Annotated in this window: 19 protein-coding genes and 1 pseudogene; 17 read left to right on the top strand and 3 right to left on the bottom strand. The window is 42.2% G+C overall.

Features of this window, described 5'->3' with window-relative positions; genetic code table 11:
- Positions 1-209 precede the first annotated feature (209 nt).
- The 3 genes from FZC78_RS14605 to FZC78_RS14595 are packed head-to-tail and all read left to right on the top strand — an operon-like array spanning position 210 to position 2600.
- Positions 210-860: a GTP pyrophosphokinase gene (locus FZC78_RS14605; RefSeq protein WP_148940636.1), complete on the top strand. Its 651-nt coding sequence runs from the start codon at positions 210-212 to the stop codon at positions 858-860.
- Between the two features lie 51 nt (positions 861-911).
- Positions 912-1709, top strand: coding sequence for an NAD kinase (locus FZC78_RS14600; protein WP_148940634.1), 798 nt, complete (start codon positions 912-914; stop codon positions 1707-1709).
- Between the two features lie 12 nt (positions 1710-1721).
- The gene (locus FZC78_RS14595) at positions 1722-2600 is read left to right on the top strand and encodes an RluA family pseudouridine synthase (RefSeq protein WP_148940632.1); all 879 of its coding nucleotides are present in this window, start codon (positions 1722-1724) and stop codon (positions 2598-2600) included.
- A 104-nt stretch (positions 2601-2704) separates the two neighbouring features.
- On the opposite strand, the gene prpE is transcribed toward FZC78_RS14595, so the two are convergent.
- Positions 2705-3451, bottom strand: a complete 747-nt coding sequence (gene prpE / locus FZC78_RS14590; protein WP_148940630.1) for a bis(5'-nucleosyl)-tetraphosphatase PrpE — start codon at positions 3449-3451, stop codon at positions 2705-2707.
- 418 nt (positions 3452-3869) lie between these two features.
- Here prpE and mgtE point away from each other — a divergent pair, with 418 nt between their 5' ends.
- The 4 genes from mgtE (at position 3870) to FZC78_RS14570 (ending at position 9209) form a co-directional block, all read left to right on the top strand.
- Positions 3870-5246 (top strand): magnesium transporter, encoded by a 1377-nt coding sequence (gene mgtE, locus FZC78_RS14585; RefSeq protein ID WP_148940862.1) that lies wholly within the window; start codon positions 3870-3872, stop codon positions 5244-5246.
- A 16-nt stretch (positions 5247-5262) separates the two neighbouring features.
- Positions 5263-7125, top strand: coding sequence for a monovalent cation:proton antiporter family protein (locus FZC78_RS14580; RefSeq protein WP_148940628.1), 1863 nt, complete (start codon positions 5263-5265; stop codon positions 7123-7125).
- A 264-nt stretch (positions 7126-7389) separates the two neighbouring features.
- Positions 7390-8163: an enoyl-ACP reductase FabI gene (gene fabI / locus FZC78_RS14575; RefSeq protein WP_148940626.1), complete on the top strand. Its 774-nt coding sequence runs from the start codon at positions 7390-7392 to the stop codon at positions 8161-8163.
- 497 nt (positions 8164-8660) lie between these two features.
- Entirely contained in the window at positions 8661-9209 is a 549-nt protein-coding gene (locus tag FZC78_RS14570) for a CotO family spore coat protein (RefSeq protein ID WP_187444945.1), read from the top strand.
- Between the two features lie 52 nt (positions 9210-9261).
- On the opposite strand, the gene FZC78_RS14565 is transcribed toward FZC78_RS14570, so the two are convergent.
- Positions 9262-9759, bottom strand: a complete 498-nt coding sequence (locus FZC78_RS14565) for a CotY/CotZ family spore coat protein (protein ID WP_148940623.1) — start codon at positions 9757-9759, stop codon at positions 9262-9264.
- Between the two features lie 834 nt (positions 9760-10593).
- Entirely contained in the window at positions 10594-10845 is a 252-nt protein-coding gene (locus FZC78_RS23740; RefSeq protein WP_187444954.1) for a hypothetical protein, read from the bottom strand.
- A gap of 34 nt (positions 10846-10879) precedes the next feature.
- Here FZC78_RS23740 and FZC78_RS14560 point away from each other — a divergent pair, with 34 nt between their 5' ends.
- The 10 genes and pseudogenes from FZC78_RS14560 to FZC78_RS14495 all read left to right on the top strand — a co-directional run bounded on the left by FZC78_RS14560 (position 10880) and on the right by FZC78_RS14495 (position 17440).
- The gene (locus FZC78_RS14560) at positions 10880-11218 is read left to right on the top strand and encodes a DUF1360 domain-containing protein (protein WP_148940621.1); all 339 of its coding nucleotides are present in this window, start codon (positions 10880-10882) and stop codon (positions 11216-11218) included.
- Between the two features lie 459 nt (positions 11219-11677).
- Positions 11678-12148, top strand: a complete 471-nt coding sequence (locus FZC78_RS14555; RefSeq protein WP_148940619.1) for a YhcN/YlaJ family sporulation lipoprotein — start codon at positions 11678-11680, stop codon at positions 12146-12148.
- Between the two features lie 13 nt (positions 12149-12161).
- A complete protein-coding gene (gene spoVAC, locus FZC78_RS14550) occupies positions 12162-12632 on the top strand; it encodes a stage V sporulation protein AC (protein WP_148940618.1) in 471 nt (156 codons plus the stop codon).
- Positions 12632-13648, top strand: coding sequence for a stage V sporulation protein AD (gene spoVAD, locus FZC78_RS14545; protein WP_148940616.1), 1017 nt, complete (start codon positions 12632-12634; stop codon positions 13646-13648). Before spoVAC ends, spoVAD begins: the two co-directional genes overlap by 1 nt.
- 23 nt (positions 13649-13671) lie before the next feature.
- Entirely contained in the window at positions 13672-14028 is a 357-nt protein-coding gene (gene spoVAE / locus FZC78_RS14540) for a stage V sporulation protein AE (RefSeq protein ID WP_148940614.1), read from the top strand.
- Positions 14029-14034: 6 nt separating this feature from the next.
- The gene (locus FZC78_RS14535) at positions 14035-14727 is read left to right on the top strand and encodes a DUF421 domain-containing protein (RefSeq protein WP_148940612.1); all 693 of its coding nucleotides are present in this window, start codon (positions 14035-14037) and stop codon (positions 14725-14727) included.
- Positions 14728-14851: 124 nt separating this feature from the next.
- Positions 14852-14920, top strand: a pseudogene (locus tag FZC78_RS24870) (YjcZ family sporulation protein); the annotation flags it as partial.
- Between the two features lie 157 nt (positions 14921-15077).
- Positions 15078-15341, top strand: a complete 264-nt coding sequence (locus tag FZC78_RS14525; RefSeq protein WP_148940608.1) for a stage VI sporulation protein F — start codon at positions 15078-15080, stop codon at positions 15339-15341.
- Positions 15328-15495 carry a hypothetical protein gene (locus FZC78_RS23735; RefSeq protein ID WP_187444944.1) on the top strand — a complete coding sequence of 56 codons (168 nt, stop codon included), beginning with the start codon at positions 15328-15330 and terminating at the stop codon, positions 15493-15495. Before FZC78_RS14525 ends, FZC78_RS23735 begins: the two co-directional genes overlap by 14 nt.
- 1675 nt (positions 15496-17170) lie before the next feature.
- Positions 17171-17440 (top strand): hypothetical protein, encoded by a 270-nt coding sequence (locus FZC78_RS14495; RefSeq protein ID WP_148940604.1) that lies wholly within the window; start codon positions 17171-17173, stop codon positions 17438-17440.
- The last annotated feature ends 21 nt before the right edge of the window (positions 17441-17461 follow it).

Below are 17461 nucleotides of genomic sequence, written 5' to 3'. Positions count from 1 at the left end.
GGATATCCCCGGATACTAAGGGTTTTATTTCTTATCGGGGAAGCGCAGCTCTTTTCTTTTCGATAGTACCGTATTTTTCCTTCTTGAGATTGATATCTTCGGAATTAGTATCAAACAGCAACAAAGTTTACGAAAAGAGCCTTCTAAAAAGACTTTGATCAATAGCTTTTAACTTACCTGATAAGCCATCGTAAGAAGAGGTGAACGTTGTGAATCATTGGGAGCAGTTTTTGGGACCGTATAAACAGGCTGTAGATGAGCTGAAGATTAAATTAAAAGGAATGAGAGGACTTTACGAACTGGAGCGGGAGCACTCTCCAATTGAGTTTGTCACCGGAAGGGTCAAACCTATTGCCAGTATATTGGATAAAGCGAACCAAAAAGGAATTCCGCTGGATAAACTGGGAACAGAGATGCAGGATATTGCAGGTATCCGGTTAATGTGCCAATTTGTAGAGGATATCCATGCTGTCGTAAACTTATTGAGGGCGAGAAACGATTTTCGCATAGTGGAAGAAAGGGATTACATATCGCATAAAAAGCCGAGTGGATACCGCTCTTACCATGTCGTGATTGAGTATCCCGTCCAAACCGTCCATGAGGAAAAGATTATCCTTGCAGAAATACAGATACGGACGCTGGCCATGAATTTTTGGGCAACAATTGAGCATTCTCTTAATTATAAATACAGAGGCCAATTTCCTGAAGAAATCAGAACCAGATTAATGAGAGCAGCTGAGGCGGCATTCAGGCTTGATGAAGAAATGTCTCTAATCAGAGAAGAAATCCAGGAAGCTCAAAGATTTTTCTCTAATAAGAAAGATCAAGACGAAAAACGCCGGAAACCCAAAGGACAATAAGTTTTGGTCTGGCCGGAGAGGGAAAAGAAACTAAAAAAGGGTGTATCCAATATGAAATTTGCAATCACTTCTAAAGGAGATTCAAAGTCTAATACACTGATGCACAAAATGCGTACATATCTTCAAGACTTTGAGTTGGTATATGATGAAGAGGAGCCGGATATCGTCATTTCAGTCGGCGGGGACGGTACACTGTTATATGCATTTCACCGTTATAGTTCAAGACTGGACAAGACAGCTTTTGTCGGAGTACATACCGGCCACCTTGGATTCTATGCAGACTGGGTGCCTGAAGAGATTGAAAAGCTTGTCATCGCCATAGCAAAGACACCTTATCAAATTATTGAATATCCTTTATTAGAAACGATCATCCGTTATCAAAATGGAGGAAAGGAAACAAGATATCTGGGGTTGAATGAATCAACGGTGAAGAGTGTGGAAGGAACGCTGGTGATGGATGTTGAAATCCGGGGACAGCATTTTGAACGCTTCAGGGGAGACGGCCTGTGCCTTTCCACACCATCCGGGAGTACTGCCTATAATAAGGCATTAGCGGGAGCGATACTCCATCCATCGATTCCTGCCATCCAGCTTGCAGAAATGGCATCCATCAACAACCGGGTCTTCAGGACAATCGGTTCTCCACTGATTCTGCCCGCACACCATACTTGCATGCTTAAACCAGTCAACGTACCTGACTTCATGATTACGATCGATCATCTAACGCTTCTCCATAAAGATGTAAAATCGATACAGTACAGGGTTGCTGATGAAAAAATCCGTTTTGCGAGATTCAGGCCGTTTCCTTTTTGGAAAAGGGTCAGGGACTCCTTCATCGCGGATGATTGATTACTATAAATCATGTACAAAATGGAATGGAACATCCCAAAGAACCAATCAGGCAAAGTTATCAAAGCGTTTCTGAATGAGAAGAACATTTCAAAGCGGATGCTGACAGACATCAAATATGCTGGCGGGAAGATTATGGTGAATCATAAGGAAGTCACTGTCCGCTATGCCCTTCAGCCCGGGGACCATTTGCTGGTTATTTTTCCTCCAGAGCCTAAGAGCTCCGCTTTAGTGCCGGAAAACATGCAGTTGGATATCATTTATGAAGACAAAGATGTCCTGGTTGTCAATAAACCCTCGGGCATGAGCACGATTCCTTCGAGGGAGCATCCTGCAGGAAGCCTTGCTAATGGGATTCACGGATATTATCTGAGGCATGACATAGATACTGCCATCCACATAGTGACCAGGCTTGACAGGGACACCTCGGGGCTGGTCTTAATTGCCAAGCATAGGCATGTCCATCATTTAATGAGCCTTCAGCAAAGGAAGAGGGAAATCAAGAGGTCTTACCAAGCTTTCGCACATGGTGTTTTTTCATCTTTGGAAGGGACGGTAGATGCACCTATTGGAAGGAAAGAAACTTCGATTATTGAAAGGGAAGTAAGGCAGGATGGGAAGCCTGCTGTTACTCATTTTAGCATCATTAATCAGTATGAAGGTTTTGCACACCTGCACTTGGATCTGGGTACTGGCAGGACACACCAGATCCGTGTCCATATGTCATATTCCGGGCATCCGCTGCTCGGTGATACCTTATATGGAGGAAATACAGAAAGAATTCACAGGCAGGCCCTTCATTGCCTTTCTCTTTCTTTTTTCCATCCGATGACCAATAATCAGCTTCATTTTAATGCTCCGCTGCCTGAAGATATGAATAGCCTTCTTTAGAGAAACATAAAAACAGCCAGCTGTCTGTCCAGCCGGCTGTTTTTCTTTTACTTCTATGGAAATGAGAATGGGGATTCTCCATTTGCTCAGTCGAACCTTATGCTCTATCTATCAGGATTAACATCGCGGAATTTTTCCGCTGCATAAGGCATGCCTGACTTAACGCTTTTTGTTGTCAGCTCAGGGTAAGAAAGTGCGGAAAGCTTTCCGCCAAACACAGCGCCGGTATCAATATTATATGTCCGATTAATGTTTCTCACTTCTGAAAAAGGTGTGTGTCCATACACAACATAGGCGTCGCCTTTGTAATTGAATGCCCAGTCCCTTCTGACAGGTGTACCGTCTTCATTTGTTTCTCCGGTAATGTCTCCATACAGGACAAAGGTTTTCACTCTCTTACTCTGCCTGCCAATGAGCTCCTCTGTAATTCCAGCATGGGCAATGATTAAGTTTCCTGAATCCAGCTGCTGATAGAGAGGCGCATTTTCATAAAGCTCAATGAACATCTCCTTGTATCTCTTCATTTCCTTTTTCGGAAGACGGCCTAGTTCCTCTATAGTTGTTTCAAGACCATGAAGAATTTTGACTTTGTTACCAAGAAAATAACGATATAATTTGTTGCAGTGATTGCCCGGAACATAGTATGCCAGTTGTTTAGTAACCAGTTTCCACACCGTTTCAATCACTCCCAGGGAGTTAGGTCCGCGGTCTGTTAAATCACCCACAAAACCAAGCACCCTGCCATCAGGGTGGACCGGAATCCCTGAATCCCACCGGTATCCTAGATAGCCCGTCAGCTCCTTAAATTCATCGAAACAGCCGTGAATGTCACCAATTATATCTATTTTCATAAGTTTACTCCTTTCTAATGCAGCAAATGTAAATAATATTTTTAATTTAGTAAATAATCTTTTGGAGGCGACAATTTTTTTAGAATTTGCTAGTATAATTAGGACTGCAAATCGTTATCTAGTATGAAGACTGTACAGGAATGGTTTGAAGAGAGCCCAATCTGGGTCCTACTATAATAATTCTCTTATCCTGCATTTTTAAACGGCATTTTCTTTTTTTGTCTCTAAGTCGTTTTTAAAAATAATAAGGCTGATAAATAACAATCTGAATAGAAGAGCGTTCATGAAAGCAAGTATGCCAAACCAACATCATTTTGGAAAGACACTTTCTGATCATATCTTTTTAACCGGAAATTGGAAGAAAAACAAGAAAAAGAAACACGAATATGTACTGAAATACAAGAAGGAGGGTATGCCGATGGCTGCAGAAAACCAAGATAAACGAGAAGTCCAGCTTGATGAAGAGTACTTGACCTCTGCCCTTCAAAATGAACAAATGGAAATCTTTCGTGAAGAATTCAATTCACTCCACTCTTATGACAGGGCTAAATACTTTGAAAGAATAAACGATGCTCTGCGGTTAAAAATGTATCAATATTTATCTCCTGAAGAAATGGCTGAGTTATTTGAAAGCCTTGATAAAGATGAAACAGAATATCAGGATATTCTCGCCGAGATGAACCCGGCTTATGCTGCGGACATGCTGTCTAATATGTATGCCGATGATGCTGTTGATGTCCTGAATGAATTGGATAAAGACCAGGTGGCAAGTTACCTGACCATAATGGACCAAGAGTCCGCTCAGGAAATCAAAGAACTCCTTCATTATGAGGAGTATACAGCAGGAAGTATCATGACCACTGAGTTTGTTGCGATTTCAGCTAACCAGACGGTCCGTTCCGCCATGACCATCTTGAAGAATGAAGCCCCTAATGCAGAAACCATCTATTATATCTTTGTAGTAGACGAAACAAAAAGGCTTGCAGGGGTTATTTCACTGCGTGATCTGATTATCAGTGACGATGATGTTATGATTGCCGAGGTTATGAGTGACCGGGTCGTATCCGTTTCTGTTGGAGAAGATCAGGAAGCGGTTGCCAGGACAATGAGAGACTATAATTTCCTGGCATTGCCTGTTGTGGATTTCCAGCATCATCTTTTGGGGATCATTACTGTCGATGACATCATTGACGTCATTGATGAAGAAGCTTCTGATGACTACTCGAAGCTTGCGGGTATCTCGGATGTTGATTCTGTTGACCGCAACCCCTTTACTGCCGCAAAGAAGCGGCTTCCTTGGCTGATTGCACTGTTATTCTTGGGAATGTTCACGGCCAGTTTGATAGGAAGGTTTGAAGAAACCCTGGATAAGGTAGCGATATTGGCTGTATTTATCCCCTTGATTGCCGGCATGGCTGGAAATACGGGGACACAGGCCCTCGCAGTGGCAGTTCGCGGAATTGCAACTGGTGACTTGGAAGAAGAGAGCAAATGGAATCTGGTTATCCGTGAAGCCGGGACTGGTTTAATTACCGGAACTGTTTGTGGAATAGTTGTCATGATTACTGTATACGTATGGAAAGGGCAATTATTTTTAGGATTTCTTGTCGGTGTATCCATTATGGTATCCTTGATTGTCGCAACATTGGCAGGATCGCTTGTGCCGCTCTTGATGCATAAGCTTAAGGTGGATCCTGCGGTGGCTTCCGGTCCGTTTATCACGACTATAAATGACATTATCAGTATCATGATCTATTTTGGCATGGCCACATTATTCATGAACTATTTAGTATAGAAGAGGGGGAAAGGGTATGGAACATGGTGCATCAGTGGCATCACTAGTTATTGTAATTCTTGCTGCATTCATTACACCGATTTTGCTTCATAGACTAAAGCTTAATTTTATTCCAGTAGTAATTGCCGAAATCATTGTAGGCCTGATAATTGGAAGGAGCGGATTCGATCTCGTTCACCAGGATATGTGGCTGGAGACACTGTCCACTCTTGGTTTTATTTTTCTAATGTTCTTGAGCGGATTGGAAATTGATTTTTCCGCCTTCTCTAATGATGGAAAGAAGAAACAAGTTCTTCCAAGTGGAAAGCCTGAACCGAATAGACTTAAGGTATCCATGGTGATATTCGCAGGCATCTTTTTTGTTTCACTGGGATTATCCTACTTATTTGTTTTGGCTGGCTTAATTGATAATGCCTTCTTAATGACACTGATCATCTCAACAATTTCACTTGGGGTGGTAGTACCTACGTTAAAAGAGGCTCACATCATGAAAAGCGGCATTGGACAGATCATTCTGTTGGTCGCAGTAATTGCCGATTTGGTGACGATGATCCTGCTTGCAGTATTTGTCTCACTGTATGGAGAAGGCCAAGGGAATATGTGGCTGCTGCTTCTGTTGTTTGGTGCCGGTGTACTGCTGTACTTCCTGGCGAAACGATTCAAAAATAATGCATTAATGAAGACACTATCAACAGGCACGACTCAAATCGGAACCAGGGCTATTTTTACCCTGATCATCTTGTTAGTCGCTGTCTCTGAATCGGTTGGTGCTGAAAATATCCTTGGTGCCTTCCTGGCAGGTGTGCTGGTATCGCTTCTTTCTCCCAACCAGGAAATGGTCCACAGACTCGATTCCTTCGGCTATGGGTTCCTAATTCCTATATTCTTCGTAATGGTTGGGGTGGAATTAGAGCTATGGTCATTGTTGAGTGACCCTAAAATGCTCATTTTGATTCCGCTGCTCATGCTGGCATTTTTATTATCAAAACTATTGCCGGTCTTCCTTTTAAGGAAGTGGTATGATAACAAAACGACGATTGCTTCAGCGTTCCTGCTGACATCTACGTTATCATTGGTCATCGCTGCTGCCAAAATTGCAGAGCGTATGGAGATCATCACTGCACAAATGAGCGGCACGTTGATATTGGTAGCCGTTATTACATGCCTGGTTACACCAATAGTATTTAAAAAGCTTTTCCCTAAGGAAGCTAGTGAGGAAAAGCAAATAAAAGTTTCCTTCCTGGGAGCCAACCAGATGACGCTTCCGGTATCCCGGGAACTTAAGTCAGCCCTATATGTCCCTGTGCTTTATCATACAAGACAGGACAAATCAACCAGGAGCATATCCGACTCTTTGTTTGAAATCAATGAAATAGAGAATTTTAACTTGGAAAACATTGAGAAAAATAATATATTCGAAACGGATATCATTGTCATTTCTACAGGGGATGAAGAGCAGAATGCTACACTTGCGATTGCAGCGAAAGAATACGGTATCGAACGTGTAATTGTTCGAGTGGAAAGTCCTGATCTTGAAGAGATGCTGAGAGAGAACGAAATAGAGGTATTTTCGGTCATGCTTTCTACGAAGGCGCTTTTGAAGGCCTTGATAGAGTCTCCTTCCGTAATGAACATCTTTACGAATCAGGAAGCATCACTTTATGAAATCAAAATGATGAACATCCAGTTTGAAGGGATGACATTGAGGGAATTTCCTTTTACCGGGGACGTTATCTTTGTCCGTATTTTCAGAGGAAAGGATTCAATCGTGCCTCATGGGGATACGGAACTGCACATGAATGATCGATTGATTGTTACAGGCTCAAAAGAATATGTTGATGAACTGAAGCGTGAATTGGAATTCTGTGAGTACTGCTGATTAAGGGTATTTATAATGAGAAGCGATAGAGACCCTTCCCCTTTCATTAATAGGGTACTGGCGCACCAAGTGTCGAACGTTTTGGTATTTATAATGGAGAAAAAAGAGACATTAATTAGAGGACGCAACCAAATTTGGTTGCGTCCTTTTTTGCGGATATGAAAAGTAAATTTATTTTTACGGTTATCCCTTTCTTTCCTGATAGAAATGGGATAAAATTAGTATCAGGTACTAATAACATGTAATAAACTTAGGGGGATTAATATGACTCTTTCATTACAGGGAAAAACATATGTGGTAATGGGTGTAGCAAATAAACGAAGTATTGCCTGGGGGATAGCAAGAAGCCTTCATCAGGCAGGAGCGAGATTGATCTTTACATATGCAAGCGAAAGATTTGAAAAAAGTGTCAAGGATTTGGCCGGAACGCTTGAAGGCAGCGACCATCTCTTTCTTCAATGTGATGTCACTGATGATGAGGACATCGATCAATGCTTCCAGACAATCAAGGAGGAAGCAGGCGTCATCCATGGAATTGCACATTGTGTCGCTTTTGCTAAAAAAGAAGAATTAGCCGGTGATTATATGAACACGACAAGAGACGGTTTCCTGCTTGCACATAATATCAGTTCTTATTCACTGACTGCCGTTGCCAAAGCAGCAAAAGACCTTATGACTGAAGGCGGCAGCATTGTCACTCTTACGTATATAGGCGGAGAACGAGTTCTGGAAAATTATAATATCATGGGTGTTGCCAAAGCTTCCTTGGAGGCAAGTGTAAAATACCTTGCGAGTGACCTTGGGAAATCCGGTGTCCGTGTTAATGCTATATCAGCAGGACCAATCAGGACTCTTTCTGCAAAAGGAGTAGGAGATTTCAATACTATCTTGAAACAAATTGAAGAGAGAGCTCCGCTGCGCAGAAATACGACACAAGAAGAAGTCGGAGATACAGCAGTATTCTTGTTCAGTGACATGAGCCGGGGCATTACAGGGGAAAACATCCACGTGGATTCAGGATATCACGTCCTAGGTTAACAACCAATAAAAATAAAAGACTCAAAGTTCAAAGGCAGCCGCCTTTGGACTTTTTATTTGGCCTGTTTTTGAAAATGGTATTATTTCTTATGCAGCACAGTTCGCATCAGAAGAGGAGCAATGTCCTTAGGGATCCAGCCTGCATTCCAATTGCAGCGAATGATCTCTCTAAGTCATGAGATGGTGCTGTATAAATGAGTGATTTAATTATAGGCGCATCGTTCATCCTCTAAAAGATTGCTGATATCCAATGAGTGGTGGGTGAGTATTGTCATATTGTCAATCCTTCTACTGGTGCAGTTGAAGAGGAAGTCATGAGGTCGGTCATGAGATGTCCCCTAAAACATTTCCCGTGAAGATATTCCAAAATCCACAATATATGAGATAGCAGACTTATTAACAGGGAACCTCAGCAAAATAATTCCAAAACATTCATGAAACCTATAGGCATTTGCTGCATACATTGTAAAAGGAATGAACCTCTGGAGGTGCAGCTTATGAAAAAAAATTCTAAAGAACCTAAAAAGACACCCTTATTATATATCCAGCAGCCTGCTTTTAAAGAATCAAGAGCCAACATGCAGCAGTCGTATTCTTCAAGGGATGTGAAAACTATACCTGTAGAAAAACCATCGGCTGAAGCTGGAGTCAAAAAGCCAAGAAGAAAGAAACGTTCCTATTTTGAAGAGGAACTTGGGACTTTGTATGGAGAAGCTGAGGTCCAAGACAATCAGGATGTCATCGATATTCCAAAATCTGAAAAATCAGAAACAGTCGATAATATAGAAGAACATAAAGAAAAAACATACTCTTTCAAACCCCTAAAACCCTTCAGGGATATGGAACTGGATGAGAAGATTACTTATCTTTCACGGTATATTAACGGTAAAGCTCCTTTTCCTTGTGAATTTATCAGTGCAGAGGAAAGACATAAAGGAATCTTACTCAGCGCTGAAGGAGATATCCTGGTGCTGAAAACTTTTCAAGGCGATGAGGTAGAGATAAACAGGAGTTCTCTACGCGGCATTAAGATCATCGGTTTATAATCAGTAAAAGAAAAAGCCGGCCGGATGATAGATCCGGCAGGCTTTCTAAGAATTATTCACAGATGTCAAGGTCAACATCGGCGATACATTGAATTGCACAGAAGCAGTTCAGGTCAACAGTGATACAGTTGTTTGTTCTGAACCATTCGTCCACCTTGCAGATTGCACCATAGTCCAATTTTCCATAGTCATTGATGATATCTTTGTTCGGTCTTAGTGCTCTCAATGTTGCACAGCAGTTATCGAAGATTTCTTCCACACGGAAATAAATAGTCACACAGTTTGCATCACATTGGCCATCTTTTTGTTTGAACAACGCTTTGAATAATTCACCATTTTTATTAGTAAGGGTGAACACGCGCGTGTCAGCACGGCGTCTCATAGCAGGACTGTTCAAATCGCCTAGCGGCTCAAGGAAACAGCTGGTAGTACAATCCAGACAATCATCAGCCACAGCAGCATCCTGGATATCTTTAATTGCGCGTACTACTTCACATACACAGTTATCTGTACTGATTCCACCTACATCATCTCTTTTTCCACAACCCATATTAGAAAATCCTCCTTTTAATTGTTTATCGCTACACTAATAACATATTGTAGCCAAGGAGTTTAAGTTACGGATAATAGCCCTTTTTTTGTCAAAATAGGCGGTGTATCCCATCTGTGATATTACTGTTGTTCAGGGAAAACTTTGAGGACAACTTTGTAAATACTGGCCAGCCAAGTACAGCTTTAGTGTTCTTCTTCTCTCCTTATTGACGTCTGCGTGCAGAAGCTGAAAGAGTCGCTTTGCGATTTGTTCAAAAGAAAAAAATTAATTAGTTAAAAGTAGGGAGCATCTCTGAATCCAGCTTCAGCGACTGGGATACGTATCTTGAGAACTGAGTTAGCCCTCCGTGTGTGGAAAAACCGCCTTTTTCTTCTATAAGGAACATTAACCTGTGGGGGAGGGCCATGCCGCTTAGGCATTTTTTATATAGAGGAATATATTTCTCTTAATTACTTACTTGCATCGAATATAGCTTAAATAAAGGAAAAAACTTCCCTTATTAGCCTCTAAACACTAAAAATAGGGGTCTTTTCTGCAAATAAGGGAAAAATCTTCCCCTATTCACCAACAAATTGAGGTGAAGCTTGCAGTTAACGGAAAAAACTTCCCTTATTTTTCATGCTAGTTACTAAAGCAAGGACATGACCATTCATTACTTTATTTAAAAAGGTGTTGTGTATCAAACCAGCTCCAGCGCCCGGGGATGCGTACCACAAGAACTGAGTTAGGCCTCGGGGTCAAATAACCCTGAGAGAATAAAAGGAAAACCGCCTTTTTTTCTCTCAGGAACATTTGCCTGTCGGGGCTGAACCAGGGCGCTTGCGCTTTTGTTCATCCAGCTTCAGCGCCCAGCCCCTCGGGGTCAAATAACCCTGAGAGAATAAAAGGAAAACCGCCTTTTTTTCTCTCAGGAACATTTGCCTGTCGGGGCTGACCAGGGCGCTTGCGCTTTTGTTCATCCAGCTTCAGCGCCCAGCCCCTCGGGGTCAAATAACCCTGAGAGAATAAAAGGAAAACCGCCTTTTTTTCTCTCAGGAACATTTGCCTGTCGGGGCTGACCAGGGCGCTTGCGCTTTTGTTCATTAAAATTCCAACTCAACGAAAAGGAGATAAAGAAGTGGATCTGACTTTTATGCAAGTGGCCGTTTTAGGAGTAGCTGTATTCCGTCTGACACACTTAATTGTATATGACAAAATCACGGAGTTCTTGAGGGCTCCTTTTTTTGAGGAAGAGGAAGAGAAAGATAAATCAGGGAATATAGACGTTTATTTGGTTCCGAAAAATTGGATGGGCGAACTTCTCAGCTGCCACTGGTGCACAGGCATCTGGGCTGCGGGAGGTCTTTACGGGTTGTATTTTTTCTGTCCTACCATTGCTAATCCGCTAATTACAGTTTTAGCGGCAGCAGGTGTTGCTTCCATTATTGAAACCTTGATTCAAAAGTGGATTTCATGAAACAAGAGAACAAGCGTTACTCCTGCTGCATAGAATGGTATGTATATCTGCTTTGTAAACATTTGTAAGAGGAAACGCTGCTTTCTGAATTTCCATCATTAGAGGAGGAAGAATTGGATGATGAAGAAATCCACTTCACAAATTAAACCAGTAAAAACGAAAAGAAAGAAAAAAGGCTGCGGCTGCGGCAAAAATAAAAAACCAAAAATAATGATTCTTTTTCTGTAAATTTTTACAAAAAAATAAATAAAAGCTGTGAGCTCATTAAACTAAGGAATTATAGTTAATGAGCTTCAGTCTTTTTTTATTCATAAAATGAACCCTCTTTGCAGAATATAAGACTACATATAAGTAACTTGGGAAGATATGGCCGAGTGCTGATTCCCAAAGAGCGAAGATTCACATGTTCATTCGCCGCTGACTATGGTTCAGGGGCATATTAAAAACAGAGGGGATACTATGAACAAATTATTTGTCGGTCTAGTAGTAATAACAGTATATTTATCCGCCTGCGCGGCAAACAAAGAAGACGGTGCAGACAGCCGAGGAGCATTGATTAAGGTAACAGATCCTCCTCCAGTTGAACTGATGGAGAATCCAGAGACGGACAGTATCGGACATGCAGTCAAAAAGGAAATAGCCAAGCTTGAAGAGCTTTACGATGTGGCAGTCATACAGGGAAAGGAAGAAATCCTTGTATCCTATAAAGTAAAGCATTCCCACCGGTTTCATATGAAGAAAATTGAGAAAAAAATGACAAAAAAACTGGAAAAGAAGTATCCAGATGAAAAATTCATCGTTTCCAGTGATTATAAGATTTTTCTGGAGACGGTCAGGCTAAAAGATAAGATGAAGAATAAAAATATCTCCAATAAGGATGCTGAAAAAAGATTTCAGGAAATCATTAAGTTAAAAGAGGAGCTAACCTAGAAAGGAGCAAGGTATGGGAAAGAAACCTAAAACCCCGCAGCAGAAGCAATATGAACAGCTTGAACAGAAGCATGAAACAAAAAGGCCTGTGCTTATCAATTGTATCAAGGCTTTTTTCGTAGGTGGCCTCATTTGTTTATTCGGCCAGGCTGTTACGTATTTCTATATTTACTTTTTTAACTTTACAGAACAGACTGCAGGAAACCCGACAGTGGCTACGATGGTCTTTTTTTCAATGCTGCTGACCGGGTTTGGCATCTATGACCATCTTGGGCAGTTTGCCGGTGCAGGAAGTGCCGTACCAGTGACGGGATTTGGTAATGCGGTTATATCTGCAGCCATTGAACATAGGACAGAGGGGCTTGTTCTGGGAGTGGGAGGAAATATATTCAAGCTTGCAGGTTCTGTCATTGTGTTTGGTGTGTTTTCTGCTTTCGTTATAGCAATTATCAAGACTCTTCTTATTAAGTGGGGGGTGATTTAATGTTACAAGGCACACAGTCTTGGGAATTTCAGAATAGGCCGGTTATTTTGTCCTCAGGAGTTGTAGGAGGGCCATTTGAAAAAAATGGCAGGTTATCTGAAGACTTTGACCACTTCTATGATGATTTATGGATGGGGGAGGACAGCTATGAAAAAGCAAATCGCTTAATGATTGAAGACGCAGTCAAGCTTGCCCTTGAAAAAGCGGGTCTGCAAGAGAATCAAATTCAATTTTTTCTCTCGGGGGATTTGATTAATCAAATCACACCTTCTTCCTTTGCTGCGAGAACCAATGAGATCCCTTATTTGGGCCTATTCGGTGCATGTTCAACATCTATGGAAGGGCTTGCTATAGCTTCTTTTTTGGTTGATTCAGGAGGAGCAAACTATGTCATCACTGGCGCCTCAAGCCACAATTCCGCAGTGGAAAAGCAATTTCGTTATCCAACAGAGTATGGCGGCCAGAAGCCGCCTACCGCTCAATGGACGGTTACTGGAGCAGGGTATTCGATAGTAGGCAGTGGTACAGATGTACAGGGCCCTGTTCCAAGGGTCACTTCAGCAACGATTGGTAAAGTCATTGATATGGGGCTCTCGGATCCCTTTAATATGGGAGGGGCAATGGCGCCGGCGGCAGCAGACACAATTGCCTCTCACTTACAAGACTTAGGAAGAGATCCGTCCTACTACGATTTAATCATTACAGGGGATCTCGCTAAAATCGGCCGAAAAACCGCTCAGGAGTTACTTCAGCAAAAAGGGTTCAACCTGACGGAAACCCAATTTCAGGACTGCGGATTGCTGATTTATGGACAGGATCAGCCAGTACAATCGGGAGCAAGCGGACCAGGCTGCTCTGCAACGGTTTTATATGGACACCTGCTCAACCAGATGAAGAAGGGTGTATACAAAAGAATTTTGATGGTTGCGACCGGAGCTCTCTTGTCTCCGCTGACATTTCAGCAGGGTGAATCAATTCCGTGTATAGCTCATGCGGTTTCAATTGAATACAGCTAAATCGTTGAAAGGAGGAAAACACCATGTTGGCAATGTTTTTTTGGGCATTTTTAATAGGGGGGAGCATCTGCGTAATTGGTCAGCTCTTATTTGATATAGCTAAATTGACACCTGCTCATACATTAAGTCTGCTGGTAGTGATCGGTGCAATTTTAGCTGGATTTGGTCTCTATGAGCCATTGATTGACTTTGCCGGAGCAGGGGCAACGATTCCGATCACCTCTTTTGGCAATGCATTGGTCCAGGGCGCTATGCAGGAAGCGGAACAGCATGGTCTGGTAGGAGTTCTTACGGGAATGTTTGAAGTGACAAGTTCGGGTATCTCAGCAGCCATCATCTTCGGATTTATTGGTGCCTTGATTTTTAAACCGAAAGGATGAGGGTGTGTGTCGGAGTATACTGAAGTAGCCCTTAGAAGCCTTTTTGTTCTGATTGCCTTATTTCTTATCACAAAATTACTCGGAAAAAAGCAGCTTTCACAGCTATCTTTCTTTGAATACATTACCGGCATTACCGTTGGAAGCATCGCCGGGACACTTTCAATGGATCTTGACGTGAAACTGCTTGAAGGGCTGATGAGTATTCTCCTGTGGTTCTCTGTGCCATTCATTTTCTCTTTCATATCTCTCAAAAGTGTAAAGTTCAGGCATTTTGTCGAAGGCACCCCGACAGTGTTTATAGAGAATGGAAATATCATAGAGCAGGCGTTGAAAAAAGAAAAGTTTTCCTCGGATGAGCTGCTTGAACAGCTAAGGAAAAAGAACATTTTCAGGGTCTCTGATGTGGAATTTGCGACTCTTGATACAAATGGCGAACTGAGTGTCATGCTTAAAAAAGAAAAGCAGCCATTACTCTATGAAGATATATTTGACACTTCCTTTAAGGTAATTCCAGTTCACTCTGTCATCAGTGACGGAGCAATCGAAAGAAAGGGGCTGACAAGTTTAGGGTTGTCAGAAGATTGGCTTATGAATCAGCTGAAGAGGCGGAAAATCAATTTAGACAATGTGTTTCTGGCACAGGCTGATTCATCCGGCAAACTAACCATTGATTTATACGATTGGTTTCTATCCAAGTAACCACAGGAAGCCTTTACATAGTAAGCATCTCTACATATACTGCAGTAGTCATATATAAAGAGAGGTGATAACTATGTATGGAAATGGTTATGGCTGCGGAAATCAAGGATACGGCGGGGGATATGGATCAACATTTGTGCTGATTGTTGTTCTATTTATCCTTTTGATCATCGTCGGTACAAGCTTTTGCTAAAGGACGGATAAGCAGATTCTAAAGAGAATCTGCTTTTTTTGTACCTTAAAGCACGAAAGAGCCTTCTCATCGAATGAAACCTTCATCATCCTTGGGCCATGCACCATTTTTTGACCGCCTCATACAATATATTAGCTGTAAAGGAGGCGTTTACCCAATGAATAATAATAACTTCTTTAAAAACATTGAAAAGAAAACCGGTGTCAATATGAACGATGTCATGGAATTGGCCACCTCTTTGCAAAATGCCAATTTCAAAGACGAAAGCACGGTGCGAGGGGTTATCAAGAGGGTATCTCAAATTGCTAACAAACCAGTAAACAAAGAGATGGAAGATAAGATCGTCAAATCAATTGTAAATGATGGTAAACAATTGGATTTCGGAACGATATCAAACATGATCAATAATGGCAAAAAATAATATCAACATGACCATTGGGAATGCTTACAATAAAGCAGGACTAATGGTTTGTTTTTATGTTTGTTTTAAAAAGTCTGGTTTCGCAAAGATTGTGGCTGCGTTGAACGAAGTGGATTTCCGCTCCAGGTGGACGACTCCGCGGGGCGGGCGGTGAGCCTCCTCGGCTTCGCCTGTATAAAAAGTGGAAGCGCCCTGATCAGACCCGACAGGCAAATGTTCCGGAGAGAAAAAAAGGTGGTTTTTCCTTTTATTCTCTCCGGGTTATTTGATCCCGAGGGGCTGGGCGCTGCAACTAGATTGGGGGTCTCACCTGTCCCGCTATTCCCGCAGGAGATCGTACGCCTTCCGCTCCAATCCTCCTGCGTAAAGGGGGATGAAAGTAAAAAATCGTATTCTATTTTTTCAGTNGTATAAAAAGTGGAAGCGCCCTGATCAGACCCGACAGGCAAATGTTCCGGAGAGAAAAAAAGGTGGTTTTTCCTTTTATTCTCTCCGGGTTATTTGATCCCGAGGGGCTGGGCGCTGCAACTAGATTGGGGGTCTCACCTGTCCCGCTATTCCCGCAGGAGATCGTACGCCTTCCGCTCCAATCCTCCTGCGTAAAGGGGGATGAAAGTAAAAAATCGTATTCTATTTTTTCAGTAAAGACTATAAAAAGCTGTTTTTGCATTTTTTACTTTGGGGGAATCCCAATAGCAGGATTCTCCTCACAGACACTAATTTTTTTCTCTCTAAACGGTGGAGCAGCTCTTTTCTTGTTGCTCATCAGAATATTTTGGTTAATGATATTTGACGCAGTTCATATAAAATAACAGCAACATAGTTTACGAATAGAGCCTCTGGCAAAGAATGTGGCTTCTTTGAACCAAATAGATTTCCGCTCCAGCGGACGACTCCGCGGGGCGGGCGGTGAGCCTCCTCGGCTTCGCCTGTATAAAAAGTGGAAGCGCCCTGATCAGACCCGACAGGCAAATGTTCCGGAGAGAAAAAAAGGTGGTTTTTCCTTTTATTCTCTCCGGGTTATTTGATCCCGAGGGGCTGGGCGCTGCAACTAGATTGGGGGTCTCACCTGTCCCGCTATTCCCGCAGGAGATCGTACGCCTTCCGCTCCAATCCTCCTGCGTAAAGGGGGATGAAAGTAAAAAATCGTATTCTATTTTTTCAGTNGTATAAAAAGTGGAAGCGCCCTGATCAGACCCGACAGGCAAATGTTCCGGAGAGAAAAAAAGGTGGTTTTTCCTTTTATTCTCTCCGGGTTATTTGATCCCGAGGGGCTGGGCGCTGCAACTAGATTGGGGGTCTCACCTGTCCCGCTATTCCCGCAGGAGATCGTACGCCTTCCGCTCCAATCCTCCTGCGTAAAGGGGGATGAAAGTAAAAAATCGTATTCTATTTTTTCAGTAAAGACTATAAAAAGCTGTTTTTGCATTTTTTACTTTGGGGGAACCCCAATAGCAGGATTCTCCTCACAGACACTAATTTTTTTCTCTCTAAACGGTGGAGCAGCTCTTTTCTTGTTGCTCATCAGAATATTTTGGTTAATGATATCTAACGCAGTTCATATAAAATAACAGCAACATAGTTTACGAATAGAGCCTCTGGCAAAGAATGTGGCTTCTTTGAACCAAATAGATTTCCGCTCCAGCGGACGACTCCGCGGGGCGGGAGGTGTGCCTCTTGAGAATATTTGCCTGTCGGGGCTGAACAGCCGCTTTCACTTTTGCTTTCCCCCCTTAAAAGCATATTTTTCACCGAGATTAATAGTATTACAGTGAAGGGTTTACAACTTTTCCTGCAGGGGAAATTGTAAGAAAAGAGAGGTGAACAGTATGGGGTATATTGCACCCGTCCCGCATTATCAATATATGCAGTACGCCGAACGTGAAGCAAATAAGGATTATGATCCCTTTAAATTTGTACCGGTCAACAGGATTCAGCCTCTTTTCAATCAAGAAAGGTCTGCAGAAGAGGGCATTGAAACAGACGTCAATTCATTAAGATACAATAGAAGGAAGAAGATCAATGAAGAGGATAATGTTTCTGCTGAATTTTTAGCAGATGTTACAGGAAAAGGGAAGTACATTAACGAATATGTATAAAAAAAGGAGAGGATGTATTTC

The organism is Rossellomorea vietnamensis (assembly GCF_008180415.1).
Classification (GTDB): domain Bacteria; phylum Bacillota; class Bacilli; order Bacillales; family Bacillaceae_B; genus Rossellomorea; species Rossellomorea vietnamensis_C.
Note: the sequence above shows the minus strand (reverse complement) of the source record. Positions and strands in the feature narration are given on the sequence as shown.

Excerpts from the sequence above, each read along its gene's own strand:
- FZC78_RS14600 (WP_148940634.1), top strand. The coding sequence starts at position 912 with ATGAAATTTGCAATCACTTCTAAAGGAGATTCAAAGTCTAATACACTG.
- FZC78_RS14595 (WP_148940632.1), top strand. The coding sequence starts at position 1,722 with ATGTACAAAATGGAATGGAACATCCCAAAGAACCAATCAGGCAAAGTT.
- prpE (WP_148940630.1), bottom strand. The coding sequence starts at position 3,451 with ATGAAAATAGATATAATTGGTGACATTCACGGCTGTTTCGATGAATTT.
- mgtE (WP_148940862.1), top strand. The coding sequence starts at position 3,870 with ATGGCTGCAGAAAACCAAGATAAACGAGAAGTCCAGCTTGATGAAGAG.
- FZC78_RS14580 (WP_148940628.1), top strand. The coding sequence starts at position 5,263 with ATGGAACATGGTGCATCAGTGGCATCACTAGTTATTGTAATTCTTGCT.
- fabI (WP_148940626.1), top strand. The coding sequence starts at position 7,390 with ATGACTCTTTCATTACAGGGAAAAACATATGTGGTAATGGGTGTAGCA.
- FZC78_RS14570 (WP_187444945.1), top strand. The coding sequence starts at position 8,661 with ATGAAAAAAAATTCTAAAGAACCTAAAAAGACACCCTTATTATATATC.
- FZC78_RS14565 (WP_148940623.1), bottom strand. The coding sequence starts at position 9,759 with ATGGGTTGTGGAAAAAGAGATGATGTAGGTGGAATCAGTACAGATAAC.
- FZC78_RS23740 (WP_187444954.1), bottom strand. The coding sequence starts at position 10,845 with ATGAACAAAAGCGCAAGCGCCCTGGTCAGCCCCGACAGGCAAATGTTC.
- FZC78_RS14555 (WP_148940619.1), top strand. The coding sequence starts at position 11,678 with ATGAACAAATTATTTGTCGGTCTAGTAGTAATAACAGTATATTTATCC.
- spoVAC (WP_148940618.1), top strand. The coding sequence starts at position 12,162 with ATGGGAAAGAAACCTAAAACCCCGCAGCAGAAGCAATATGAACAGCTT.
- spoVAD (WP_148940616.1), top strand. The coding sequence starts at position 12,632 with ATGTTACAAGGCACACAGTCTTGGGAATTTCAGAATAGGCCGGTTATT.
- spoVAE (WP_148940614.1), top strand. The coding sequence starts at position 13,672 with ATGTTGGCAATGTTTTTTTGGGCATTTTTAATAGGGGGGAGCATCTGC.
- FZC78_RS14525 (WP_148940608.1), top strand. The coding sequence starts at position 15,078 with ATGAATAATAATAACTTCTTTAAAAACATTGAAAAGAAAACCGGTGTC.
- FZC78_RS23735 (WP_187444944.1), top strand. The coding sequence starts at position 15,328 with ATGGCAAAAAATAATATCAACATGACCATTGGGAATGCTTACAATAAA.
- FZC78_RS14495 (WP_148940604.1), top strand. The coding sequence starts at position 17,171 with ATGGGGTATATTGCACCCGTCCCGCATTATCAATATATGCAGTACGCC.